General features: G+C 71.6%; 24 protein-coding genes. 9 read left to right on the top strand and 15 right to left on the bottom strand.

Annotation, left to right across the window (positions count from 1 at the left end; all coding sequences use genetic code 11):
• Window positions 1-3 precede the first annotated feature (3 nt).
• From P3T37_RS31040 to P3T37_RS31010, 7 genes are all read right to left on the bottom strand, one after another.
• Window positions 4-1,524 carry an AMP-binding protein gene (locus P3T37_RS31040; protein ID WP_280727241.1) on the bottom strand — a complete coding sequence of 507 codons (1,521 nt, stop codon included), beginning with the start codon at window positions 1,522-1,524 and terminating at the stop codon, window positions 4-6.
• Window positions 1,525-1,540: 16 nt separating this feature from the next.
• Window positions 1,541-2,749: an acyl-CoA dehydrogenase gene (locus tag P3T37_RS31035; protein WP_280727240.1), complete on the bottom strand. Its 1,209-nt coding sequence runs from the start codon at window positions 2,747-2,749 to the stop codon at window positions 1,541-1,543.
• Between the two features lie 88 nt (window positions 2,750-2,837).
• Window positions 2,838-3,671, bottom strand: coding sequence for a 2,3,4,5-tetrahydropyridine-2,6-dicarboxylate N-succinyltransferase (locus P3T37_RS31030; protein WP_280727239.1), 834 nt, complete (start codon window positions 3,669-3,671; stop codon window positions 2,838-2,840).
• Window positions 3,672-4,023: 352 nt separating this feature from the next.
• Window positions 4,024-4,794, bottom strand: coding sequence for a PIG-L family deacetylase (locus tag P3T37_RS31025; protein WP_280727238.1), 771 nt, complete (start codon window positions 4,792-4,794; stop codon window positions 4,024-4,026).
• 134 nt (window positions 4,795-4,928) lie between these two features.
• Window positions 4,929-5,081, bottom strand: coding sequence for a hypothetical protein (locus P3T37_RS31020; protein WP_280727237.1), 153 nt, complete (start codon window positions 5,079-5,081; stop codon window positions 4,929-4,931).
• Between the two features lie 242 nt (window positions 5,082-5,323).
• Window positions 5,324-5,620 (bottom strand): DUF4193 domain-containing protein, encoded by a 297-nt coding sequence (locus P3T37_RS31015; RefSeq protein WP_280727236.1) that lies wholly within the window; start codon window positions 5,618-5,620, stop codon window positions 5,324-5,326.
• 100 nt (window positions 5,621-5,720) lie between these two features.
• A complete protein-coding gene (locus P3T37_RS31010; protein ID WP_280727235.1) occupies window positions 5,721-6,389 on the bottom strand; it encodes a TetR/AcrR family transcriptional regulator in 669 nt (222 codons plus the stop codon).
• Between the two features lie 154 nt (window positions 6,390-6,543).
• On the opposite strand from P3T37_RS31010, the gene P3T37_RS31005 reads away from it, so the two are divergent.
• The 4 genes from P3T37_RS31005 (at window position 6,544) to P3T37_RS30990 (ending at window position 10,252) form a co-directional block, all read left to right on the top strand.
• Complete coding sequence (locus P3T37_RS31005) at window positions 6,544-7,692, top strand: NAD(P)/FAD-dependent oxidoreductase (protein WP_280727234.1); 1,149 nt, start codon at window positions 6,544-6,546, stop codon at window positions 7,690-7,692.
• Between the two features lie 129 nt (window positions 7,693-7,821).
• Window positions 7,822-7,968, top strand: a complete 147-nt coding sequence (locus P3T37_RS31000; protein ID WP_280727233.1) for a hypothetical protein — start codon at window positions 7,822-7,824, stop codon at window positions 7,966-7,968.
• Between the two features lie 200 nt (window positions 7,969-8,168).
• The gene (locus tag P3T37_RS30995) at window positions 8,169-9,203 is read left to right on the top strand and encodes a cytochrome P450 (RefSeq protein WP_280727232.1); all 1,035 of its coding nucleotides are present in this window, start codon (window positions 8,169-8,171) and stop codon (window positions 9,201-9,203) included.
• A gap of 41 nt (window positions 9,204-9,244) precedes the next feature.
• A complete protein-coding gene (locus P3T37_RS30990; protein ID WP_280727231.1) occupies window positions 9,245-10,252 on the top strand; it encodes a cupin domain-containing protein in 1,008 nt (335 codons plus the stop codon).
• An 18-nt stretch (window positions 10,253-10,270) separates the two neighbouring features.
• On the opposite strand, the gene P3T37_RS30985 is transcribed toward P3T37_RS30990, so the two are convergent.
• On the bottom strand, window positions 10,271-11,503 hold the full coding sequence (locus tag P3T37_RS30985) for an ABC transporter substrate-binding protein (protein ID WP_280727230.1): 1,233 nt from the start codon (window positions 11,501-11,503) through the stop codon (window positions 10,271-10,273).
• A 310-nt stretch (window positions 11,504-11,813) separates the two neighbouring features.
• Here P3T37_RS30985 and P3T37_RS30980 point away from each other — a divergent pair, with 310 nt between their 5' ends.
• Window positions 11,814-12,053, top strand: a complete 240-nt coding sequence (locus tag P3T37_RS30980; protein WP_280727229.1) for a hypothetical protein — start codon at window positions 11,814-11,816, stop codon at window positions 12,051-12,053.
• Between the two features lie 99 nt (window positions 12,054-12,152).
• Here P3T37_RS30980 and P3T37_RS30975 read toward each other — a convergent pair whose 3' ends face one another.
• Window positions 12,153-12,806 (bottom strand): hypothetical protein, encoded by a 654-nt coding sequence (locus tag P3T37_RS30975; protein ID WP_280727228.1) that lies wholly within the window; start codon window positions 12,804-12,806, stop codon window positions 12,153-12,155.
• Window positions 12,807-12,893: 87 nt separating this feature from the next.
• Window positions 12,894-13,664 carry a GNAT family N-acetyltransferase gene (locus P3T37_RS30970; RefSeq protein WP_280727227.1) on the bottom strand — a complete coding sequence of 257 codons (771 nt, stop codon included), beginning with the start codon at window positions 13,662-13,664 and terminating at the stop codon, window positions 12,894-12,896.
• 172 nt (window positions 13,665-13,836) lie between these two features.
• Here P3T37_RS30970 and P3T37_RS30965 point away from each other — a divergent pair, with 172 nt between their 5' ends.
• Window positions 13,837-14,277 carry a hypothetical protein gene (locus P3T37_RS30965; RefSeq protein WP_280727226.1) on the top strand — a complete coding sequence of 147 codons (441 nt, stop codon included), beginning with the start codon at window positions 13,837-13,839 and terminating at the stop codon, window positions 14,275-14,277.
• 344 nt (window positions 14,278-14,621) lie between these two features.
• On the opposite strand, the gene P3T37_RS30960 is transcribed toward P3T37_RS30965, so the two are convergent.
• Together P3T37_RS30960 and P3T37_RS30955 are read right to left on the bottom strand one after the other, a co-directional pair.
• A complete protein-coding gene (locus tag P3T37_RS30960) occupies window positions 14,622-15,935 on the bottom strand; it encodes a Tat pathway signal protein (RefSeq protein ID WP_280727225.1) in 1,314 nt (437 codons plus the stop codon).
• A 73-nt stretch (window positions 15,936-16,008) separates the two neighbouring features.
• Window positions 16,009-16,836, bottom strand: coding sequence for a serine protease (locus tag P3T37_RS30955; RefSeq protein WP_280727224.1), 828 nt, complete (start codon window positions 16,834-16,836; stop codon window positions 16,009-16,011).
• A 271-nt stretch (window positions 16,837-17,107) separates the two neighbouring features.
• Here P3T37_RS30955 and P3T37_RS30950 point away from each other — a divergent pair, with 271 nt between their 5' ends.
• Window positions 17,108-17,938 (top strand): RNA-binding protein, encoded by an 831-nt coding sequence (locus P3T37_RS30950; protein WP_280727223.1) that lies wholly within the window; start codon window positions 17,108-17,110, stop codon window positions 17,936-17,938.
• A gap of 58 nt (window positions 17,939-17,996) precedes the next feature.
• Here P3T37_RS30950 and P3T37_RS30945 read toward each other — a convergent pair whose 3' ends face one another.
• Window positions 17,997-18,164: a hypothetical protein gene (locus P3T37_RS30945; protein ID WP_280727222.1), complete on the bottom strand. Its 168-nt coding sequence runs from the start codon at window positions 18,162-18,164 to the stop codon at window positions 17,997-17,999.
• A gap of 117 nt (window positions 18,165-18,281) precedes the next feature.
• Window positions 18,282-19,904, bottom strand: a complete 1,623-nt coding sequence (locus P3T37_RS30940) for an MFS transporter (RefSeq protein WP_280727221.1) — start codon at window positions 19,902-19,904, stop codon at window positions 18,282-18,284.
• 78 nt (window positions 19,905-19,982) lie between these two features.
• On the opposite strand from P3T37_RS30940, the gene P3T37_RS30935 reads away from it, so the two are divergent.
• Both P3T37_RS30935 and P3T37_RS30930 read left to right on the top strand, forming a co-directional pair.
• Window positions 19,983-20,678, top strand: a complete 696-nt coding sequence (locus P3T37_RS30935; RefSeq protein WP_280727220.1) for a TetR/AcrR family transcriptional regulator — start codon at window positions 19,983-19,985, stop codon at window positions 20,676-20,678.
• Between the two features lie 138 nt (window positions 20,679-20,816).
• Window positions 20,817-23,009: an NB-ARC domain-containing protein gene (locus P3T37_RS30930; RefSeq protein WP_280727219.1), complete on the top strand. Its 2,193-nt coding sequence runs from the start codon at window positions 20,817-20,819 to the stop codon at window positions 23,007-23,009.
• 1 nt (window position 23,010) lies between these two features.
• Here P3T37_RS30930 and P3T37_RS30925 read toward each other — a convergent pair whose 3' ends face one another.
• The gene (locus P3T37_RS30925; protein WP_280727218.1) at window positions 23,011-24,321 is read right to left on the bottom strand and encodes a hypothetical protein; all 1,311 of its coding nucleotides are present in this window, start codon (window positions 24,319-24,321) and stop codon (window positions 23,011-23,013) included.
• Between the last annotated feature and the right edge of the window lie 126 nt (window positions 24,322-24,447).

The following is a 24,447-nucleotide window of genomic DNA, read 5'->3' as shown; positions in this document are numbered from 1 at the left end:
GAGCTACGCGGCGCCGGCCTGCCGGCGCAGCAGCTTCTTGTCGGGCTTGCCGGCGTCGGTCAGTGGCAGTGCCTCGGCGAAAGTGACGCGGGACGGCTCGTGGATCGGCCCGCGGCGCTCGCGCACCAGGGCGCGCAGCTCCTCCGCGTCGACCCGGCTGCCCGGGGTCGGCACGACCACGGCGTGGACGTGCTCCACGTGGTTCTCGTCCGGGACGCCGAAGACCGCGCTCTGCCGCACGCCCGGATGGGAGTTGAGCAGGTCCTCCACCTCGGAGGTGTACACGTGGCCGCCGCCGGTGTTGATCAGGTCCTTCAGCCGGTCGACGACGTAGAGGAAGCCCTCGTCGTCCAGGTATCCGACGTCACCGCTGTGCAGCCACCCGTCGCGCAGGACGGCGGCGGTCAGCTCGGGCTGCTTCCAGTAGCCCTGCATCAGGCTGTCGGAGCGCACGCAGATCTCGCCGTGTCCGCCGGCGGGCAGGTCCCGACCGGAGTCGTCGCGGATCGCCACCTGGTACCCGGGCGCGATCCGGCCGACGGACCGCAGCCGCTCCGGGCGCCGCGGATCGTGGTCCTCGGCGTCCAGGACGCTGACGATGCCGGCCTCGTGCTGCCCGTAGAGCTGGACCAGTACCGGTCCGAAGCGCCGGATCGCGTCGGTGATTCGGGCCGGTGAGGCCTGGCAGCCGCCGTAGGTGAGGCGGCGCAGGCTGCTGGTGTCGGTGCGGTCCGCCTGCGGGTGGTCCATCAGCTGGTACAGCAGCGGTGGCATCAGGAACACGTCGGTGATGCGTTCGCGCTCGATCGCGCCGAGCACGGCGGCCGGCTCGAAGTCGTCCAGCAGCACCGCGCTGCCGCCGGCCCGCAGCACCTTGTCGGTCAGCTGTCCGGCCGCGTGGGCGAGGGTGGTGCACACCAGCAGCCGCGGCGGCCGCGCCGGGTCGTCGGGCAGGTCGGGGCCGAAGCGACGGACCTGCCCGTAGCCGACGCAGATGCCCTTGGAGTGACCGGTGGTGCCGCCGGAGTGGCGGATGGTGCGCACGTCCTGCGGCCGGGCCCGGCAGGGGAACGGGTCGGCCGGCTGCTCGGCGGCCAGCGCCAGCAGGTCCGGTCCGACCGCGGCGGGACCGAGGACCAGGACGGTCGCGACCGGGGCCCCGGCGGTGATCGCCGCCGCGCGGTCCGCGTGGCGGGGGTCGACGATCAGCGCGTGGGTCTCGACGTCCCGGACCATGGTGGTCTGGGTGTCGGCCGGCAGCCTGGTGTAGAGCTGGTTGATCCGGCAGCCGATCAGGTTGGCGGCGTAGCGCGCGGCGATGGCCTCCGGCAGGTTGCCGCTCAGCAGGGTGACGGTGTGGTGGCGGTCGATGCCCTGGGCGCGCATGGCCCGCGCCAAGCGGTGGGTGAGGTCGCGCAGTTCGCCGGCGGTGACGGAACGCCCTTGGTGCGTCAGGGCGTTCTTCTCCGGCTGGGCCGCCAGGGTGTCGAGGATCTGTGCTACCTCGGTGGTGGTGGCTGTCATAGTGGGCACCTCGCTCTCAGTGGTGGGCCAGCAGCTGGACGTCGTCGGCATGCTGATGCTCCGTCAGCAGTGAGTGGGCCAGGACGCTGTAGAGCGTGTCGTTGGGGCCGTCGGCGATGCGCAGCCCGCGGATGTCGCGCAGGCGCTTCTCCATCGGGGTGTGCCGGGTGTATCCCTCGCTGCCGTGCAGTTGGAGGGCGAGATCCACGGCGCGGTAGGCGGCGTCGGTGGCCAGGGCCTTGGCGGCCGAGCAGGCGGCGACGTCGGTGTCGTCCTGGTCGATGCGCTCCAGCAGCGAGAAGCACCAGGCGGTGGCGGCCTCGACCTCGGCCGCGGCGGTGCCCAGCCGGGCGGCGACCGAGGGGATGGCGGCCAGCGGCATCCGGCCCACGCTCCGGCGGCGGGCGCGGGTCATCGACTCCTGGATCGCGGCCGCCGCGGCACCGAGGCAGAGCAGGGACATCATCAGGCGCCAGGCGGAGAAGTGCGTGTCGAAGATCAGGCGGCCGTCGCCGGGCGCACCGATCAGCAGGTCCCTGTCCAGCCGGGTGTCGACGAAGTGCAGGTGCCCGAAGCTCCAACCCCGCATACCCAGCGGGTCGGTGGTCTCGGTGAGGACGCCCTTGGCGTCCGTCGGAACCCACACCGCGGACAGCGGTACGGTGCGCAGGTCGACCACGCCGACGTCCTGTCGGTCGATCAGCTTGCAGAACACGACGAACCCGTAGGCCTCCTCGACCCTGCTGAGCAGGCCCTTCGAGCCCGACAGGACGAAGTGGTCGCCGTGGTCGACCAGGACGGTGCGAAAGCCCCGCAGATCCGACCCCGACTGCGGCTCGCTGGCCGCGACGCCCACCAACTTCCCTGCTGTGACGGCTTGTTCGTGGGTCTGTCGAGACAGCGCGGGCGATCCGTAGCGCAGCGGCATGGCGGCGTGCCCGGCACTGAAGATCTCGCGCGCGTCGCAGTCCCGCTGCCCCGCGAGGAACATGGCCATGCCCTGGGCCACCCGCCCCGCCGCACCCGGCCCGTGTGCGGCGGCGACGTCGATGCCGGTCAGCCCGGCCGCTGCGGCCAGCGCACGCAGTGCGAGCCAGTCGGGCCGGGGGTCGATCTCGCAGACCGGCGTGGGCAGGTGGGTGTCCAGAAAAGCCGTGAGCCTGGACTGCAGGTCCCGGAGCTGGGGGTGGCGGTTCAGAACCGGGTCGATACCGGTGGCAGACATGCGGAGGATTCCTCGAACTCGTCGATGGGAGAAGGGATGTGTGATGTTCGGCGCGCCAAGCGCCTCAGGGTGTCGGGGCCTCAGGGCCTCAGAGCGTCAGGGGCGGTAGCGGCGGCTGGGTGCGCACCGCGTCGTTGAGCTTGGCCTTGTCGTGCCGCTCGCCCTTCTTCAGGTGCTTGATCACCAGCAGGCAGGGCAGGCCGAACGTGCCGCCGGCGAACTCGCGCGGACGGCTGGCCGGGACGGCGACCGTCCACGGCGGGACCTCGCCCCGGCTGAGTTCCTCGCCGGTGGCGGCGTCGATGACGGGAATCGTGTCGGTCAGCAGAGCCCCGGCGCCGAGCAGCGCGCCCTCGCCGACCCGCGCGCCGCTGTAGATCATCGAGCGGGCGCCGATGAAGGCATCGTCCTCGATCACCACCGGCTTGGCCATCGGCGGCTCGATCATGCCGCCGAGCCCGACCCCGCCCGACAGGTGCACGTTCCGGCCGATCTGGGCGCAGGACCCGATGCCGACCCAGGAGTCCACGAGGGTGCCCTCGCCGACGTAGGAGCCGATGCCGATGTGACTGGGCATCACCACGGCGCCCGGCTCCTGGTAACTGCCCCGCCGGATCACCGCCCCCGGCGACACCTGGACGCCGGACGTGCTGATCCCGGTCTTCAGCGGGATCTTGTCGGCGCACTCGAACGGGCCGAAGCGCGAGTTCTCCGGCTGGGCCAGCTTGTACAGCAGCAGGATCGCGTTCTTCAGCCACTCGTGGACCACGACCTCGCCGGCCACGAGTTCGGCCACCCGCGCGCGGCCGGTGTCCAGCAGACCGATCGCCGCGTCAACGGCGGCCACGGCCTCGGCGGAGTGCAGCGAGACCTCGTCCCGCTGCTCCCAGAGATCCTCGATCTCGCTCTGCAGAGCCGCCACATCGGCAGCATGACTGCGCATCATTTCCCCACGCTTCCCACGGTGATTGGAAGGCTCTCCCGGTGACCACCGGGGCCTTGCACCGGACGGCGACGCACGAACTGCTCGTGGCGCTCTTCCCGGCGGTGGCGTGCGACGCCTGTCGCCCCCTGGGGGCGCCGGCACGCGACCGGCACGACGGGTTACCGCCTGGTAACTGCCTGCCAGGACGAGTGTGGCATACCTACGATTCGTAGATCAAACCGGAAATCTGACGACTAATGTGAAGGTTGAAAAGTGAAGTTTTGCCCTCATCGAAGGATCACTTATCAATGCCCGAAACCGGGGACGAGCGGGGACCGACGGCGACGGCTCAGGCCGTCAGGTCCGACTGGCGCGGAGCCGTGGTGGTCAGGTCGTGGCGAGCGTAGTACTCGGTGGAGAGCAGCCGTTCCCGGATGTCCGACGGGAACGCGGCGATCAGCCCCGGGGCGGATCCTCCCTCGACCTGACTGCGGTGGGCCAGCACGGCGGCCCACTTCTGGTCCAGCCAGGGACTGACGTCGACCGTGGCGGTGACCTGCTCGTCCGGGAGGGTGTACATCGCCTGGGCGGCCCGGCCCGCACGGGCCAGGTGGCCGTTCAGCGTCCGTTCCGCCGACTGCGGATGGGTGGCCTGGTAGAGGGCGCTCGGCTGCCAAGGGGCGCCGGCGTCCGGGTAGAGCCGACCGAGGCCGGATGCCTGGACGGCGAGCACGGTCACGCGGTGGGTGTGCACATGGTCGGGATGGCCGGTCACGCCGCCGTAGGCATCGTGGGTGACCACGATCTCGGGGCGGAACTCGCGCAGATGCGCGACCAGTGCCCCGACCGCCTCGTCGAGCGGTGCGTCACACCACCGCGCCCTGCCGGGCGCCGACTGCGGCACGCGGGCGTCGGCGTAGCCGAGCATCCGTGGCCGTCCGGCGCCGAGGATCCGCAGCGCCTCGGCCAGCTCCGCACCCCGCCCGGTGTCCTCGGCCCAGGTCGCCGTCACCACGGCGGTGCGAGCTCCGGCGGCCGCATGGCGGGCGAGCACCCCGCCCGACGACAGGGATTCGTCGTCCGGGTGGGCGTAGACCGCTAGCAAGCTCGGCACGGGCATTGAGGGCTCGACCTCCGACGCAGGGACCACGACCTCCGGGCTGACGAGCTGCCCAGCCCGGCGACTGTCGAAACGTCCGGAAAACGGGACGGGCCGTCACCTGGTTCTGGTGACGGCCCGTTTGGTTGCGGTGCTCACGCGGTCAGGTCGGTCAGGGCCTGGTGTGCGCGGCGGATGGTGCGTTCGGCGCGGTCCCTGAGTCGGATCGCGTGGATGATGCGGTGCTTCTCGGCTTCCCGCAGGCGCTCGTCGATCATGGCACGGGCGGTGTCGAGCTGGTACGTCATGGTGAACCCCCTGGTCACGGGGCGGTCCGTCGGCATCACCGTGATGCCGGCTCCGGAGGCCGCCCTCGTGCTTCATATTCTACACCCGAACGCATCCAACGCCTTTCATTTTCCACTCGATCCGGCGAACACCCTGCAAATCGAAGGCTCTGAGCGGTTTTCTCCGGAGTCGATGCCCGAGACGCCCGAGACGCCCCCCGCCCACCTGGTCACCAGGCGGGCGAGGGGCGTCTCGGGGTGGCTCAGGAGCAGTCGCGGCAGATGGGCTGTCCGTTCTTGTCCTGCCCCGCGAGCTGGGTGCGGTGGTGGACCAGGAAGCAGGTCATGCAGGTGAACTCGTCCTGCTGGAGCGGTAGGACCCGCACGGTCAGTTCTTCGCCGGACAGGTCGGCGCCGGGAAGCTCGATGCCTTCGACGGCCTCGGCGTCGAGGTCGACCGCGGAGCCCCCCTTGTCCTCGCGCCGGCTCTTCAGTTCTTCGATGCTGTCGTCGCTCGACTCATCGCTGGTGTTGCGCGGAGCGTCGTAGTCGGTTGCCAAGGTGGTGCCTTCTCGTCGAGGGGTGGGAGATCTGTGTCAGTACAACATCGTTTTCGGCCCGGGTCCTCCAATATGCACCTGCGGGTGACGAGGGCGCCTGCTACTGGCGCCCGGTGATTCCGGCGAGGATGAGATCGATGCCGGCGAGGAACTCTTCCCGGTCGTCATGGCTGCGCAGCTGGTCGGCGACGTTTCGGGTGAACGCGTAGTCGTCCGCGTCGAGTTCTGCCCAGGTGGCCGCCACGGCGTCGAGGAACTCGGTCCGGTCGGTGTCCGGTTGGGCCGCTCGGGTGTTGTCGGCGTTCTGGCCCGCCACCCCGAGGATGTAGTTCATCACCGTGGACGCCGAGGTGAACTGGGCGGTTTCGGGCACTCGCAGCGCCTGGATCTGGCGTCCGATGCGTTCGAAGACCCGCAGCATCGGCGTCTGCCACGACGCGCGGGCGAGCTGCGTGCCGACCCAGGGGTGGGCGTCGATCGCGTCGAACACGCCGAGGGCGAGGGCGCGGATCGCTTCCTGCGGCGTCGCGTCGGTGTCGTCGTCGGCGATGGTGGCGACGACGGCGTCGGTGGCGGCACCGAGGAGTTCGGTCTTGCCCGCGACGTGCCAGTAGATCGCCCCGGGGCCGGTCGCCAGACGTTCGGCCAGTGCGCGGAAGGTGAGTCCGCCCTCGCCGACCGCGTCGAGAAGTTCAACGGCGGCGCCGACGATGCGCTCCCGCGAGAGCGGTTCCTGTCGCCGTTCCGGACGGCCCGTCCTGGTTGCCATGCGTCCATCCTAGGGCACACCTGGAACGTCGTTCCAGCTTGACAGCACATGGAACGCCGTTCCACTCTGGATCCCGATGGAACGTCGTTCCAGGCGTTCCGGGTGTGACCGGCCGGGTGTCCGCCCAGCGGTCCGCGATCAGGAAGGAAGCACCATGACCACTCCGGTCACGATCATCGGCGCGGGGCTCGGAGGGCTGACGCTCGCCCGCGTCCTCCACCTCCACGGCATCCCGGCGACGATCTACGAGGCGGAGGCCTCGCCGACCGCCCGCACGCAGGGCGGCCTGCTCGACATCCACGACCACAACGGGCAGCTCGCCCTCAAGGCCGCAGGCCTGTTCGAGGAGTTCCTCGGCCTCGTCCACCCAGGCGGCGAGGCGTCGCGCGTGCTCGACATGGACGGAACGGTGCTGCTCGACGAGCCCGACGACGGCACCGGCGGGCGCCCGGAGGTGCACCGCGGCGCCCTGCGTCGCGTTCTGCTCGACTCGCTGCCGGCCGACACGATCAGGTGGGGACACAGGGTCACCGCGGCCCGTCCGCTCGGCTACGGCCGGCACGAAGTGGCGTTCGCCGACGGGGTGACCGTGGAGACGGCCCTCCTGGTCGGCGCGGACGGGGCGTGGTCGCGGATCCGTCCGCTGCTGTCCGACGCCGAACCCGACTACACCGGCACAGCGTTCATCGAGACCTGCCTGTTCGACGGCGACACCCGCCACCCCGCCGCCGCGAAGGCGGTCGGCGGTGGGTCGCTGTTCGCGCTCGCGCCGGGGAAGGGGATCCAGGCTCACCGGGAGAGCGGCGGGACCCTCCACGCCTACGTGGCGCTCTCCAGGCCGCAGGACTGGTTGGCCGGTGTCGATTTCACCGATCCCGCCGCGGCCAGGGCCCGGATAGCGCAGGAGTTCGACGGCTGGGTGCCGGAGCTCACCGCACTGATCACCGACGGTGACACCCCACCGGTCCCGCGCCCCATCTTCGCCCTGCCCGTCGGGCACCGGTGGGATCGGGTGCCGGGGGTGACGCTGCTCGGCGACGCCGCCCACCTCATGCCCCCGTCCGGCGAAGGCGCCAACCTGGCCATGTACGACGGCGCCGAACTCGGCAGGGCCATCGCCGCGCACCCCGGCGACGTCCAGGCCGCGCTCGGCGAGTACGAGCAGGCCCTGTTCCCGCGCGCCGCCGCGGCCGCCACCGAGGCCGCCCGCATCCACGAGCTCTGCTTCGGCGAAAACGCACCCCGCAGCCTCGTCGATTTCTTCACCAACGCCATAGCGTCACATCCGAATCACTGGACGTGAAAACGGTCGGCCTATTGCCCGAAAGTGCACATCGCATGATTGTCCGGTGAGAGGGGTGTCGGCGGCGCTCGCCCTCGGTTAGTGTCTGGCTCTCAAGAAGGCCGTTCGGCTTCCGGACCGGAATACCGAATGTCGATGATGGTGTGCGGGTGCCCTACTCGGCGTGCCCGTACTCCAGGAAATGGAGTAGTCATGAAGATGGTCAAGGCGCTGGTGAAGAAGTTCAAGAAGGACGAGGACCTCGCCAACCACGCGTGGATCCTGCACGTCATCTGACGCACTGTCGGCGGCGGAGGCGGTTGGCGCAAGGCCGCTGCCTCCGCCGGTGCTGCGGAGCGTCCGTGGCTTCCGCAGCCCTGCCCTTTCCGTGCCCGGAGCTCTCCGCCCGTCGGGGGGAACGCATTCACAGCCATTCCCATGGAGGTGGGATTCTCGTGGAAGAAATGGCGCCGGCAGCGGTCCGCGACCATTCCATCGTGTACGCCCCGCGAATTCAGGATCTGCTGTCCAGGGGCGAGAAGGTATTCCGGATCGACGCGGTCACGGTCGGCGTCTCCGACTGCGACCTGATCGCCGAAATCGTCGCGGCGCGTCCTGTGCTGTCGACGGAACGCTCGGTCTTCAAGCCCGCCGCGGGAGCCGATATCCACCACGACAGCGCGACACGGACGATCCGCGCGCTGGGACAGGACGTCATGGCGGGCATCCGGACGCCGCCGCCGGCGGCGCGCGGGCTGTCCGGCGCCTGGCCCTACGCGGCCACCACCTACATGCGCCGGTGGCTCTTCTCGTCCGACCCGCTGCCGGTCTCCCTGCTGTCGAAACGCGGCGTCACGCGCTCCGACACGCTCTCCCGGATCGTCGACCGCGCCGTCACCGTCTGGCCGGGATCCGATGCCGAGGGCAGGTCCACCGCGCTGGCCGGGCGGATCCGCGACGCCTCCGGCATCCAGGAGAGGCGGCAGGCCATCGCGCTGTACCGGCGGGCGACGGCCACCCTCTGCGACGGTGTGGCCGCCCTGGCCGGCAACGCCCTGTGGCTCATGGGCCCGGCACGCGAACAGGAGGCAGCCCGCGCCGACCTCACCGCGGTCCTGTGGGAGACGCTGCGGCTGCTCCCACCCGCGTGGATGCTGTTCCGCAAGGGCGGGGACGCGTACACCGGACTGCACCCCGAGATCCGTCCCGAGGACCGCGTCGCGCTCTTTCCACTCCTGATGCACCGTCACCTGGACTACTGGGCCGACCCGTTGGACTTCCGGCCCGAGCGGTGGGCCGGGGTGGCGGATCCGGAGAGCACGCCCGCGTTCATGCCGTTCGGGTTCGAGGGCGCCCGCTGCTGGGCCAAGCACCTGGTCGTGCCCCTGGCCGAGCGCCTGCTGACCGTCGCCTTCGACAACCGCCTCGTGATTCGCAGCCCGCGGCAGGAGACGCACATCCCCCTGCGCTCGCTGCTCTCCGTGCGCTTCGACGCGGAAGTCGGAGCCTGCCCCGACCGCCGAACACCCTGACCCTGACTGACACCACGGGAAACACCACCACGGGAAACACCATGGAATCGCCCACGCTGGCCACCTGGGTCGGCGACGTCAAGAGCTTCGCCGACCGTCAGTGGCAGTGCAAGCCCGCGGTCTTCGCGCCGGAGGCACTCGCCTCGCCGTTCGACCTCGACGAGCTGGACGCCGCCTTCGAGGCCGGGCTGCTGCGCACGCCCTACCTGGAGATGGTCCGCTCCACCAAGGTCACCGTCCCGCCCGACGCCTACACCACCCCGCGCGTGGTCAACGGCACGACGCACCACGGCTTCGCCGACCGCGCGAAGGTCGTCGAGCTGCTGCGCGCCGGGGCGACGCTGCTGCTGCGCTGCGTCGACCAGTGGCACAGCCCGACCGGCGACCTGGTGGCGCGGTTGTCCGAGGAGCTCGACCGGCGCGTGGAGGCGTTCTTCTTCGTCACGCCCGCAGGCGGTCAGGGTCTCGCGGTGCACCGTGACGACGCCGACGTGTTCGTCCTCCAGGTCGCCGGACGTAAGACCTGGTACGTCCACGACGCCCCGGCGGCGGCGGACTGGTCGCCGGGCGAGCTGCCGGACGACGAACGCTCCCCGCGGCTGCTGCGCAGCGTCCTCGAGCCCGGCAGCGTGCTCTACGTCCCGCGCGGCTTCGCACACCGCGCCGTGGGCGCCGCCGGGCTGTCCGCCCACCTGTCCCTGACGATCCGCGACATCACCCTGGGGGATCTGCAAACGGCCCTGGAGCAGCGGTTGTCCGAGGGGCTGGACCTCCCGGCGCGCCCGCTCGGCGAGGCCGCGATCGCCGACGCCTGCGCCACCCTGCTCAGCCACGTCCGGGCGAGGCTCTCCACGATCCAACCGGAGGACCTGCGGCTCACCGCACGGGCCGCGCAGTCGCAGCGCCCGGTCGCGACGACGCCGACGGAGACGTTCGCTGATACGGCCCGGAACTGGGAGAGCGGTGGACCCGGCGCCACGCACACCGGGCCGACGTCCGTCAGCCGCACGTGGCGCCGCCTGCGCGACGCGGCCCGCACCGCGCGCTGACGCACAGGGGCCTCATACTCACTGCGGCGGCTTGCCCCCGGTCAGCACCCAGCGCATGTCCAGGAAGCCGCTCTGCTGCTCCGTCAACTGCCCTGCCTTCACCTGCTGGTAGGTGACCCAGGTGTTCACCGACCGCGGCGAGTCACTGCTGGGCAGCATCTCGCCCCAGCTGAGCCGGGGCGTCACGCCCCCGGTGTCGAGGGAGTCCCCGCTGTCCAGCTCGTCGCGCAGGGACTTGCTCGCAAGCGGCGTGCCGGCAGCTTGCAGGCGTTGGACGGCCTGCAGGAAGACCTGGTAGGCGACCCAGGTGGTCTGCACCGCGAGGTCCGAGGGGTCGATCCGGTTGTCGCCACCCGCCATGGCGCGTAGCGCGTCCCAGGCGTGCGAGGAGGTGGGCGGGTACCAGCCGGTCACGTACGCGTTGTTCAACGGGCCGTCGGTGCTGCTCTGCGGGCCGATCACGGACTGCGGGACGCTGCCGATCAGCGCGCCCAGCAGCGCGTGCTTGGGGGTCAACTTCCGGTACGCGTCGAGGAATTTGGCGCTCTCCACGGGGGCGAGCGCGTCGCTCGCACAGCTGCCCGGCCGGTCGTCGCCGAGCGCCCTGCGGGCCGCATCGTCGTAGTCGGGGGACTGCTCGCTGACCCGGACGTCCACCAGCTGGACCCCGTCCGGTTGCAACGCGCGGCCGAGGTATCCCGTGAGCGTGTCGCCGGCCGCGGTGTCCGGGCGGACCAGCGCGATCGTCCGGCACCCGGCCGCGACCAGCTGGCGGCCGTTTCCGGCGATCAGCGTCGGGGTGCCGCCGGCCACGGGGTACGAGAGCGGGCTGCTGAACTCGGCTGCGGAGAGGCCGTATCCGCCGAGGTAGGGGATCCTGGCCGCTTCCAGGCCGGGCAGCAGGCTTTCGCTGTTCAGGCTGTAGGAGCCGATGACGGCGATCACCTTGTCGTCCACGGCCTGCTTCACGCAGGCGGTGCCGCCGTCCACGGTGTTGTGCTCGTTGCAGGTGACCACCCGCAGGTGGTGCCCGTTGAGCCCGCCCTTGGCGTTGACGTCCCGTCCGATGGCCTCCGCCAGCGCGGTCACCCCGGGCCGGTCGAAGGCGCCGGTGCCGGACGGGGCCCAGGTCATCACCGTGTAGTCGGTACTGGTGGCATTCGCCGAGTCACCGCAACCGGCGGAGGCGAGCAGCGCGGGGAGGAGGGCGATCGCCGCGATCGCGCTTCGCGGCCGGGTCCAGCTGGTCATGCGTGTGCCTTCCTCGAACTGCCGCGCAGATGATCGGCTCAGCAAATCCGGTACAGCACAAGGAGGGAGATACAGCGGTTGAACGCCAGGAGGACGACCCGGTAACAGCGCACGCGAGTGCCGTTGCTCGGTTTGAGGCTACGATCAGCGCTTTCGACCAGCGATCAGGAGTTCGCCGATGCGTATGGACGGACGTCGTGGGCGGCTGCGGTCGCGGCCGTGGCTGCGGGGATCGCGGGTCCCGGCGGTGGCAGCGGCGGTAGCCGTGGCATGCGCTGCGGCCGGCTGCGGGCCGAACACCGACGCCTATGTGGCTCTGCAGAACACGATGAAGTCCCACATCACCACGAAGGACCACCGCCCGGTCGCCTCGGTGTCGTGCACCCCCCACGTCCACGACACGGTGCGCGAGGAGACCGCACACCTGCGCTGCCTGGTCGTCTTCGACGACAAGACGTCGTACACCGCTGCCGCGACCATCAAGAACGAGAACTCCGGCGGAGCCCACAACCTGCCCGACTCCTACTCCTGGGACAGCCCGCCCCGGTAGCTGACCCGCACTGCCTCAGAGGGCCTGCTGCTCCCACCGCCCGGCGGCCCCGCGCTGCTGTCCGTCAACGGCGCCCGGGACGAGTTCGCGCCCCTCGCCTCAGCGGGCGGAGTGTCGGGGCCGTCCCGGGACCCACAGCGGTGCGGGGCCGTCGAGCGGCATGTGTCGGGAGGCGTGTTCCTCGAGCCGTTCGCCTGTCCGGCCCGGATCCTGGTGGCTGAGCTCCGTCAGGGCGGTGGCATTGAGTCGGGCGCAGGCCAGGATCAGCGCGAGGGTGTCCTGGCGGTGGTGGCGCTCACGGACGTACGCCTCGCACCTGTCGTCGATGCGCCGATCGTGGCCGTGCCCGCCCTCTGCGGTGACGGCCTGGACGCCGTGCCAGACCAGGGCGAGGGCGGTGGGTTCGGCCGGGTGCGCCGTCTGCCCCCAGCGGGCCTGTTCGCCGGCCTCGGCCGCGCGCAGGCCCAGCCATTCCAGTACGGCCGGACCGTGCCCGTCGTGGACCTGCAGAAGCAGCTGCGCGGCCCTGTGCACGAGTGACCGTAGGACAGCTCCGGCCGGTACCCGCAGCTCCGGCCCGGGCGGGTCGCCGAAGTCCAGCCACGCGTGCGCGAACGAGCTGGCGCGGATCCGCCACGCAGTCGCCCCGGCCTCCTTGTCCCCGCACCGCTGCACACCCAGCCGCACCAGGCCCGCGGCGGCAAGCTGCACCGCGTCCTCGTCCAGCGCGAGCAGCCGTCCACTCCTGAGCACATCGCACCCCCACCAGCGACCATGACCGTGAGCGCACATCTCACCACATCGGGACGTGAGCGAACCAGAGGGGTCCGCGAGGCCCGCTCAGCTCCCGGCTTCCGTGCGGGTGAAGACGTGCGAGCGGCCGATCGGGCTGAAGCCGCGGCGGGCGTACCAGCTGCGCGGCCAGTCGTCGGGGTCGGCCATGAGGAAGACCAGGCCGTAGCCCCATGCGTGGTGCAGCGCGGTGGCGAGGACGGTGTCCGCGTGGCCGTGCCGCACATGGGCGTCAGCGGTGACGACGTCCTCGATCTGGGCGATCCCGTGGGCCGCGTCGAGGTAGACGTCGGCCCAGGCGCAGACCGTGCCGTTCTCGTCGCGGACGGCGAGGAAGCAGACCTGGTCGGCGCCGCCGAGCCGGGCCGTCCTGCGGTCGGCGAGCTGGTGGACCGCGGCGTCCTCGGCCTGGGGCATCCAGATGCGGAGCTGGCGGACCAGGGCAGGTCGCAGGTCGGCGAGAGCGACCGTCTGCGCGGGCGAGCCGGGGAGGGCGGCAGAGCCGGAGTGGGTCATGACGAGTTCGGTCTCGTGGGCGTAGCCGGCTGCGGTGAGGGCCGGCGCGCAGAGGGTACCGACGGCGTCGTCGAGGATCGTGATCCGGCGGTGGCGCAGGTGGCCGAGAACGCTGTCGGCCAGAGCGGGGAGGCCGGACGGAGCCGTCGGCCTCTCGATGACGAGCTGGTTGTGTTCGTGCGAGGCCGCGTACTTCTGGTCGAGGACCCCTACGCCGCCGGGAATCTCGGTCACCGCAGCGGCCTGACGCCGGGCGAAGGACGCGCGGAAGGCCGCGATGCGCTGGAGATCTGTGGCTGACATGTGGTCAGTCTATGGATCGATGCCACCCGGAGTGATCATCGTTGAGAATCGCGTCCAGCACGTGTACCGCAGTCATGATCCGCAGGACATGTCCACCCAGGAGCTGTCCTGACCGCCCGTAGGGCCTCGATGGTACGTTGACGGAAGATCGGGGGAGGGGAGGGCAAGGCAGGTGGACAACGATCTGCGGCGTGCCTGTGTTGTGGCGCTCAGCGAGCTTGGGCGAAGCCGTGACTACCATGACCGGGCGGATGCAGGTCGCGGCCTGGCGGGCTTCGCCGAGATGCAGGAGGCTGTCGGGCCGCTGCTGGAGCTCGTGCTCGACCCGGCTGACACCTTCGTCACCTGGGCGACTGCGGAAGCCGTGCTTCGGCGAAAGGACAGGGCCGGGCTGGCGGTAGTCGCCTCCGCGCTGGCAGTCGCCGACTCGAAGCACATCGATTGGATCCACACGGCAGTAGTCGATGTATTCGGCATCTTCTCCTCCGACCGGGACATCGCAGTGCAGCTCGTGGGGGAGCTGGTGCAGGACACCGATGACCGCATTTCCCGCGGGGCTCGTCAGCTACTCGAAAGCCTGGCCGAGCTCGATCCCGTACTCGGCCCCGCATAGCGCGGCTCGAACGCCGCCGTGGGCAGCCAAGTGCTCGGTGCCCTGCTCATCCTGTTCGAACCCGGCTGGCAATGGGCCCGGCTTTCCCGCCAGCTCTCCCGCATGGCCGACCGGGGGCTCCTGCTGCGCGAGGCCGCTCCCGCCGGTCGTCGCCTCGTCACCGTCACCGAAGCCGGCCGCAGCGCCCTGGCCGCCGCCAGGCCGGCCCACGCCCGGGCCGTTCGGCGAGCTCTGCTGAGCCACGCGGCGGCACCGGAGCACGACGCCTTCTGGCGTGTCATCCAGCACATCACCGCCGGTCCGGTGCCAGCTGATGACTCGGCAGAGGACAGCTGGGCAAGAGCTCAGTTCACGAACTCCATGTCGGGGTACTGCGCGGACGGCCCGTCCAGCAGCTGCCCGCGGCCGCCGCGCAGCCAGTGGTCGAAGTAGGCGGCGAGGTAGGCCTCGTTGGTGCGGATCGCGGTCTGCGGGTCGATGGTGCCGATGTCGTCGGTGCGGTCGGCGGTCGTCAGGCCCAGCTGCGGGATGAGGGCCTCCGCGTCGGTGAACGAGGCGTGCTGGGCGCCGCGCAGCTTCAACTCGCGTGACCAGCCGGGGGTGTTGGCGCGGAAGGCCTGCCAGCCGGGGCCGGTGTCGATGGTGCCGAGGTCCTTGCCGAGGAGCAGGAAGGGGCGGTCCAGGCCGTGCTGGGCCACCGGCATCAGCGAGTTGTCGTAGTTGGTCAGGTTGCCGTCCATGTCGATGCCGGCGCGGATGCGGTGGTCGGCGTCCATGGTGACGGCGGCGGCGCTGCCGCCCAGCGAGTGGCCGAACATGCCCACCGCGGACAGGTCCAGGGCGCCGGCCAGGCCGGCGGGCAGCGGCTGCCCGTCGGCGTCGGGGTTGTGACCGCCGTCGAGTACGGCGAGTTGGTCCAGCACGAAGCTGGTGTCGGTGGCGCGCACGGCCAGCGCCTTGCGGAGGAAGGCGTCCGGATCGCCCGGCGCGACCATGGTGGCCAGCGAGCCGCCCGGGAACTGCACCTCGGGCGCCTCATAGGTGCTGTCGACGGTCACGACCACGTAGCCGCGGCTGGCCAGGTCGGTGACCAGGGTGGTGCCCCAGGTCCGCGGCTCGCCGAGGCCGGGGGAGTAGATCAGGACCGGGTGCCCGCCGTCCTGGTCGGCGACCGGCGCGCCCTGCTGCACGTGCGTCGCCGTACCGGCCCAGTCCTGGCCGGCGGGCACGTGCAGCCCGAGGTAGTCGTCGGCGGTGACGCTGTCGAAGTGCGCGGCTGCGGCGGGCAGCATGTAGGGGGCGGGCCGGCCGGTCGGGCGGCTCGCGGGGTAGAAGACGCTGACCATCAGCTCGCGCTGCTGCTGCGCGGGCTGCCACGGGTCGGGACGCGTGTGGTCGATCAGGTGCAGTGCGACCTCGCCCACGGCGTGGCGCCCGGTGGGGTCCGGCAGGTGCAGCCGGCCGCCGCTCTGCGCGGCCGGCGCCGGTGAGGACGGCGCGGCCTGGGGGGAGGCGGCGGACGGTGCGGCGCTCGCCGGCCCGACGGCGCTGACCGCGCTCAGTGCGAGGACGGCGGCGGCGGTGGCCAGGCGAAGGGCGGTGGAGCGGCGGCGGGAGGTGGACGGGCCGCGGGTGGGGTTCGGTCGATGCGTCGTCATGATCACTATGCTGCACGCCGATCCACCTGTCCCACCATCAGGCGTGTCCCCCATCTGTAGCTCAGGGGGTTCCCTAGGGACCGCTCGGCTGTTCGCGTCCGACGGGGCTCTGTTGATGATCGTGGCGTGGCGGACGAGGTTGCCGAGGGCCGTCGCCACCGTAAGGTCTGCGCTTCGTACTGCTCCAGTCCGCGCTGGCCTGGCCGGTCGCCCGCAGATAGAGATCCGCCATCGTCCGGTCGAAGTAGGCGCTGTACGAGATGTCGGCGGTGTCGCCGCCCAGTTGGTAACCGCCGATGACGCCGACGACCGCATGGCTGGCGGTGTCGATCCAAGGGCCTCCGCTGGTGCCGATCCAGTAGGACGGGCAGTGGATCCGTCGCTGGTGCGCGGTGAGACGGGTGGTGACGTTGGTACAGAGCACGGGGGAGTCCTGCGTGCTGTTGTAGCCGTACAGCCGGACCTGGTCGGTGAACGCGGCGTAGATGCCGAGCGGGTTGGCACCGACCACATCCTGGATCCGCCGTCCGGCGTTGTCCGGTCCGACCTCCAGGAAGGCGAAGTCCTGGTCGGGGTCGTGTTGGCGATCCCGGCTCCAGCCGTCGGTGGTGAAGACCCGGGTGACCGGCCAACTGCCGTATGGTGCAGCACCGTTGCGATAGCCCGGGGCGAACGTGACACCGTCGGCGTCACTGATGCAGTGGGCAGCGGTGAGCAGCAGGTTGCCGGTCGGGCTGGGCACCACGACGGCCGTGCAGAAGTGCCTGACCGGCCCGAGGGCTCCGCCATCGCCGAGGAAGAGCGCGCCCACCCGGTCCGACTCGGCGTCGGCGGGCGCGGTCGCGGTGGTGTCGAGCGCCGGAGCGCCGTCGGCGGCTGCCGGAACACCGGAACCGACCACTGCCGCGACGGTCAGCAGGGCCGCAGCCAGCGCCCCGGCCGGGCGGGACGCCTCAGGTCTGAATGGACGGCACTGTCGCCATCGACTGCTCGTCAGGTCGCTCACTCCTGTCGGTGATCGGTGCTGCGCCTGCCCGGCCCGGCGGCTGCTGGAGCACCCGGAGCGGTGTCGTCGTCCTGGGGTCGTGGGGTGACTGCTCCCTGTGGATCGTACAAGTAGAGGTTCGGCTCGAGATCATGAGCACACCGAGCTTCGACAGCCTTTCTCGGGCATGATCCGTCGCCCGTCGCCCCGGCGCGCTGCGGTACCGGCCGGACCCGGACAGCTCGCGGGTGCCGGTTTCCACGACGGCGCGGTGCTGCCGCTGGCGGTCGGTCTGGAGCTGCTCCGGCTCATGCTGCGCGGGGAGGGCGGCTGGTGCCGGCTGGAGGCGGCGGGGAGGTTCAGCGTCGACGTCGGCTGGGACCTGTACGTCTACGTCGGCTCCGCCGAGCCCTGCGCACCAGCGCTGGAGCGAACCCGCGAGCTCGGACTGTTCCCGGAGCGGCTGGACCGCTCCCCGTACGCCTCGGGCTACGACGAGCCCGGCACGCAGCGGCCCGCCGACGCGGAGTTCTGGGCCCTGGTGGAGCTGACCATCCCACCCGGCGGCGCGCTCCTGCTGGAGGAGGGCTACGTCCACAACGCCTGCCGCTGGTACCGCGTCACCCGGGCCGGCCTCTCGGCGGTCCGCGCCGGGCTCGCTCCGCGGGCCCGGCTGACGGTGTGGCCGGACTTCCTCTCCGGTGACGTCGAGGCGGTGCTGCGCGCCGTGCTGGCGCAGGAGGACACCACGGATGAGCTGGTCCGGGAGGACAGCTGTGACGGCCGGATCAGCAGCTTCGACCCCGGCGGGTTGCCCGAGGCGCAGCTGCGGGAGCTCCTCACCGGCGTCCGGGCGGCCGCCCTGCTGCCCGTCACCGTGGATGACCGGCACCCGCTGTTCACCGCCGTCCGGCCCGACCCGGACGGCGTCCTGCGGGCCCGCTGGCGCACCGATCCGACACCGAGCGACCTCGAATGGTCCGCCGCGCACGATGCCCGCACCCGGGCGCCGCGATAGCGCGCCACGCGCCGCAGCCGCGTGGTCACGGCACCCGGGCCCACCGCGCCGTGCAACCTCATGAATGCTTCAGGAACCTCAAACCGAACGCCGCGAACACCAGGACGATTCCGACGTTCACCATCAGCCGCTCCCAGAACTGGTGCCTGAAGAACAGAACGTCCACGCCAACCACGACCGCTACGAGAGCGAGCACGTAGAGCACCACGACTGCCTGTCTTCCCATGCTTCCTTTCTACTACGTGCGGTCGCGGCGGGAGTGGAGCAGGAGCGACACAAGTGGGCCAGGTTCCGCCGGTGCGTTCGGTACTGCGGGCAGAGCTGGGCTCCTGCTCGCCGTGGTTCATCGCATCGACTCTTGCGGGCCGGTCAGCCGGCGGTCCGCTGGATCTGGTGGCACGCCGCCGAGACCGTCGCCGGCTGGCCCGGCCTGCGCCCCGCCGTCCCCGGCCGCGGAGCGGCTCGGGAGCGGGCGGCCCGGCAGGGCCAGTGCGGCGCCTGCGCCCAGTACGCAGATGCCGGCGGCGACCACGCAGGCCAGGTGGAAGCCGGACATGAACGAGCTCTGCACGGCTGCCAGCAGGCCGGCCTGGTCGACGGCGGGGGCGGTGGCCGCGGTGTGCAGGGCGGCGCCGACCGACTCCTGCGCGGTGGCGGTCACCGGGTGGGGCAGGGCGGCGAAGGCGCCGGCGGCCAGGCGGTGGGCGTAGAGCGAGGTGAAGACGCTGCCGAGCACCGCGACGCCCAGCGATCCGCCGGCCTCCCGGGTGGCGTCGTTGACCGCCGACCCGACGCCCGCCTTGGCAGGCGGCAGCACGCTGAGGATCGACTCGGTGGCGGGTGCGGTGGTCAGGCCCAGGCCGCCACCGATCAGCACCATCTGCCCGACGATCTGCCCGTAGGAGCCGAACGCCGGCGAGAGGGCGATCCAGCCGAACGCGGCCGCCAGCGCGAGCAGTCCGGCCGTCACCACGCTGCGGGTGCCGATCCGGGTGGCGAGCGCGACCCCGGCGACCGAGCCCAGCGCAAGGGTGAACGCGACCGGCAGGATCCGCACGCCGGTCGACAGCGTGCCGTAGCCCCGGATGAACTGGAAGTACTGGGTGACCAGGAAGATGAAGCCGAACAGCGCGAAGAACGCCACCGCGACCGACCCGCTGGCGGCGGAGAACGCCGGGGTGCGGAAGAGCGAGACGTCGATCATCGGGTGCGGCCGGCGGCGCTCGACCAGCACGAAGACCACCGCCAGCGCGGCGGCCGCGGCGAAGCCCGCGGTGCTCGCCGGGGCGGTCCAACCGCGCCGCGGCGCCTCGATGATCGTGTAGACCAGCAGGCCGATCGCCGCGGAGGAGGCGGCCAGGCCGAGCGGGTCCAGCCGGGCCTGCTCGGGGGCGCTGGACTCCGGCACCCAGCGCCAGGCGGCGGCCAGCGCGAGCAGCGCGACCGGCACCAGCGCGGCGAAGACCGACGGCCAGCCGAAGTGCGCGAGCAGCAGACCGCCGCAGACCGGGCCGACCGCGACGCCGAGCCCGGTCACCGCGCCCCAGATGCCCACCGCCTTGGCCCGTTCGCGCCGCTGGGGGAAGGCGTTGGTGATCACCGAGAGGGTGGTCGGGAAGATCACCGCCGCGCAGCCGCCCATCGCGAAGCGCAGCAGGACCAGCGCACCCGGCGAGTGGACGGTGGCGCCCGCCCCGGCGGCGAGCGCGAATCCGGCCAGCCCGGCGAGGAGGGCCGGACGGCGGCCGAAGCGGTCGCCCAGGGAGCCGGCGGTCAGCACCAGGGCGGCGAAGGCGAGGTTGTAGCCATCCACGATCCATTGCAGGTCACGGGTGCCGGCGTGCAGCTGACTGCTGAGGTCGGGCAGGGCGACGTTGACGATCGTCGTGTCCAGGTTGATCGTGAACGCGGCCAGGCAGGCGGCGGTCAGAACCGCGTACCGTCCTGCGGATGTCTGGGGTGACATGGGTGCCTCCCGCGGGTGTGCGGAATGTTGACAGTGGGCACATCTGCAACGCTTGCACCAGAGGTGGACACTGTCAACATGTCGCCCGAAATCCCAGAAGAAGGTACAAAGCACGCAAAGCGCTCGTACCACCACGGCAGCCTGCACCCCGCGCTGATCGACGCCGGACTGGCGCTCGCCCGCACCGGTGGCCCCTCGGCGGTGGTCCTGCGAGCAGTCAGCCGCGAGGCCGGCGTCTCGCACAACGCCGCCTACCGCCACTTCGCCAACCACGAGGACCTGCTCGCCGCGGTCGGCGAGCGCGCGATGGCCGAACTGGGACGGCTGATGCTGCACCGGATGGCCGGGATCACCGCGCCCGACGAGGCCCGGTTGGCCCAGGCCCGGCTGGCCGCGATCGGACGCGCGTACGTGGACTTCGCGCTCGCCGAGCCCGGCTGGTTCCGCACCGCCTTCTCCGGCGCCACCGCACACCCGCACCCGCCGGCCGCCGGCGCGCACCCGCCGCTCCCCGAGCCACCCCCGGATCCGCTCCCCGAGCCGCCCCCGGATCCGGGTACCGACCCCTTCCTGATCCTCGGCGCCGCCCTCGACCACCTGGTCACCGCCGGCACCCTGCCCGCCACGCGCCGCCCAGGCGCCGAGTACGCAGCCTGGTCGGCCGTGCACGGCCTCTCCGCCCTCCTGGTCGACGGCCCGCTGCGCACCCTGCCCGAGGCCGAGGCGCGCCGGGCCGTGGAGAGTGTGCTCGCGGTGGTCGCGCGCGGCCTCTGAGACGGCGAACTGCCGGCCGCCGGACCCCTCACGCCCTTCGGCACGGAAAGCGTGTCAGGCTACCCGGGTCACCACGATCCCTGGGATACTGCCGCCAACGGCCGGGGAGGCCGGGCGAGGGGCGGGGGCGTTGTGGGGATGACCGAGAACTCCATCAGCGGCGGACAGTTCGAGGGGACGGTGGTCATGGCGCACACCGTCCACCTGCAGCAGAACGCACCCGCGCACCATCGCGTTCGGATGCTCGCCCAGCCGGTCTCCCGGTTCGTCAACCGGACCGCGGTGCTGGAGCGGCTGGACGCCGTGCATCGCGAGCGCGCCGACAGCGGCACGCCCACGATCTTCGTGATGAGCGGCGTCGGCGGGATCGGCAAGACAGAGACCGCGCTGCACTGGATCCACCGCCACCGCAAGCACTTCACCGGGCACCAGTTCTACGCGAACCTCAGCCCCCAGGGCCTGGGAGCCCCACGCGAGCCGGCCGCCGTACTGGAGCAGTTCCTGGCCGAACTCGGAGTCGCCAAGGAGGACCGGCCGCACGGACTGGAAGCACTCGCCGCCCGCTTCCGCTCCCTCACCAGCCAGGGCCCCGTGGTCGTCCTGCTGGACAATGCCGTCAGCGCGGCCCAGACCAGGATGCTGATGCCAGGCTCCGAGCAGGGCGTGCTGCTGGTCACCAGCCGTCTTCGTCTGGCCGGCCTGCGGGGCACGCACAATGCGGAACTCGTCCTGTTGCGCCCGCTCACCGATTACGACAGCGAGGACCTGCTGGGCCCTGCCGGAGCCGCCGCGGACGTTCACGAACACCGCAAGGCGGTCCTACGCGCGTGCGCCGGCCTGCCGCTCGCGGTTCGGATCGCCGCAGCCCGGATCGACGACGCGATCCCCGGCAGCCTTTCCGAGTTCGCGGCCCAACTCGCCGACCGGCAAACCCGCTTGAACGCCCTCGCGGTACCGGATGATGTGTCCGTGAAGGACATCTTCGACGTGTCGTACCAGGGCCTCGCGGCCGACCACGCGCGCCTCTACCGCCTGCTGGGCCTGCACCCGACCAGCACGCTCGACCTCGCCGCCGCCCAGGCGCTGGCAGGCGGCCTCGAAACCGACCAACTCAAGGCAGGCATGCGCGCGCTGGTGGACGCGAGCCTGCTCACCAAGCCGGGCCCCGACCGGTTCGTCATGCACGACCTCGTCCATGACCACGCCCTGGCCTGTGCAGACCAGTCGGAACCAGCAGCAGAGCGCGAGGGCGCACTCGACCGACTCCTCGACCACTACCTCACGATCGCGATCGCCGCCGACTCGGCCATCTCCGGACGCTGGCGCTACGAACCCGAGCCCCACCCGACGGCGCTCACCCCGACGGCGCTCACCCCGACAGCGTTCGACAACGCGGAGCAAGCGGTTCAGGCGATCGCCGGGCGGCGCGAGACCTTCCAAGCCCTCGTACACCTGGCCGTCCGCGAAGGCCGCAACAACCAAGGATGGCAGCTGGGCCAGGCCCTGTGGGGCTACTACCTGCGCACCGGTTCCCACAACGACTGGGTCGACAACCACACCGCAGCACTGGAATGCGCCATGCGCAGCGACGACCTGCTCGCCGTGGCACGCATGCAGTACCAGCTCGGGTTCGCGCACCTCCAGCGGGCAGCCGCCCAGGACGACGACGCGCAGGCGCTGGACCACCTGACACAGGCACTGTCCCTCGCCCGGGAACTGAACCACCACCGCACCCAGTCCACCGCTCTGGAGTGCCTGGGCCTGCTGGCCCTGCGCCAGGGCGACGCCCGCACGGCGCTCGACCGGTTCACCAGTGCGCTGGAGGCCCTGGCGGACGTGGACCACCCCAGGGGGCGCGCCATCCTGGCGAGCCACCGCGGTCGGGCCCTGACGGCCGTGGGCGACCACGCCACCGCCGCCCGACAGCTCCTCGACGCCCACGATCTCTTCGCCGCGCTGACCGACCCCCACAACCCCGAGCTGAAGCGCCCCGATCTCTACAACCAAGCCCGGTGCCTGAGGCACTACGCGGACAACCAGCGCCGTGCAGGCCTGGCGGCCGATGCCTGCCAGGCGCTCCAGACGGCAGCGGACCTGATGCGCGGCCAGGGCGCGGACCCCCAGCTCGCCGACATCCACCTCCTGCACGGGACCGTCCGCACCGAGATGGGAGACCACCCCGGTGCCGTACGGCAGTACCGGACGGCACTGGAACTCCTCGAAGCCATCGGCGACCCGCGCGTCCCCGAGGTCCAGGGGAGGCTCGCCGAGTCGCAGGCCCACGTCGAGCGCGAACACCGGAGCGAGGAAGCCCAGCAGGAGGAGCGGTAGATCAGGCCGGGCCGATGTCGAGGACGCCGTCCTCCATGTCCTCCCCGGCGACGACGCGGGCTCTCGACCAGCCCTCGCCCGACCCCTCCACCGCCCACGTGTACAGCACGGATGCGGCGATGGCGAAGCCCGCCCACTGCGGCCGGCTGACCCAGCGCGCCACGACGCTGCGCCCGTCGCGCAGATGACCGAGGCAGCCGCCGTCGAGCTCTTCCTCGGCCACCAGCCAGGAGCCCGCGTACGGCCCCGCCAGCTCGCTCCAGCCCGCGGGAACACCGCGGCGCGCCCGCCCGGACGCCACCAGCAGGACATCCGCCGAACTCGGCCAGGACGGGTCCGGGTCGTGGCGGTCCGCGACCAGGTGCGCGTCCCCGAGGTGTTCGAGCCGGCTGCCCTGGAGCCTCGCCGGATACCGCCGGACCAGGACGGTGACGGACGGTCCGTCTGCCGCGGCCGTGTCGGCGACGGTTGCCGTGACGTACATCGCCGGCGTCACGGGGGACAACGGGGCTGCGCCGAGCGCTTCCACGCCAGGCAGCGCAATCGGCTTGGTCCGGGCAGGCGCCGCCGGCTCAGCCAGTCCGATCCGCTCGTAGAACACGCGCCGCAGCAGCTGCGCAGCCGCACCGGGACGGGACGTCACCAACTCCCCGACGGCGGCGAGTTCTTCGTTGCCGCGGCTCTCGGAGAGGCACTTCACCACCTGATCGAGCACGCCCCGCCCCGGCGAGAGCCGCGGGGCGATGCGGCCCAGCCGTTCCATCGGCGAACCAGGCGCGACCTTCGCCTCATCGAAAGCTCCCAGCAGGCAGGGAACACCCAGAGCGACCCCGTAGAGGGTCACAGAGCCGTGATCGCCGACCACGACATCCGCGGCCACCAAGGCGGCCTTCCACACATCGCTGTCCGGCGCCGGAAGGCAGAGCCCCGCCTCGGTAAGCTCGGCCAACCAGTGGCGGATCTGCCACGCCCCATGGCTGAACCAGGCATTGGGGTGCACTGCCGCCACGATCCTGTACTCGTCCGCCGGCAGCTCCGCGAGCACCCGGCGCATCACCTGCAACTCGACCGCACCCAGGATCGAACCCGCTCCCCAGGTCGAGGACAGCACGACCAGCTTCTGCCCGGACAGGACCCCGAAGGCCTGCCGATAGGCATCCCGGAACGCCAGCCCGGCCCGCAACTGGTCGATGCAGGGATCACCGGCCACCACTGCGACAGGAACCGCTGGCGGACAGCCCTCCTCGAGGCGTACGAGCTGCTCCTCGTGCGAGAGGATGATCGCGGACGGCACGACCTGCCCGTCGTACATCAGCCACTCGGACGTCAGGCCGAAGGCTCCCGGCTCCCGGCTCCCGGCTCCCGGCTCCCGGCTCCCGGCTCCCGGCTCCCGGCTCCCGGCTCCCGGCTCCCGGCTCCCGGCTCCCGGCTCCCGGCT

Source organism: Kitasatospora sp. MAA4 (genome assembly GCF_029893355.1).
Taxonomy (GTDB): domain Bacteria; phylum Actinomycetota; class Actinomycetes; order Streptomycetales; family Streptomycetaceae; genus Kitasatospora.
This window is presented reverse-complemented; position numbering and strand designations above follow the sequence as displayed.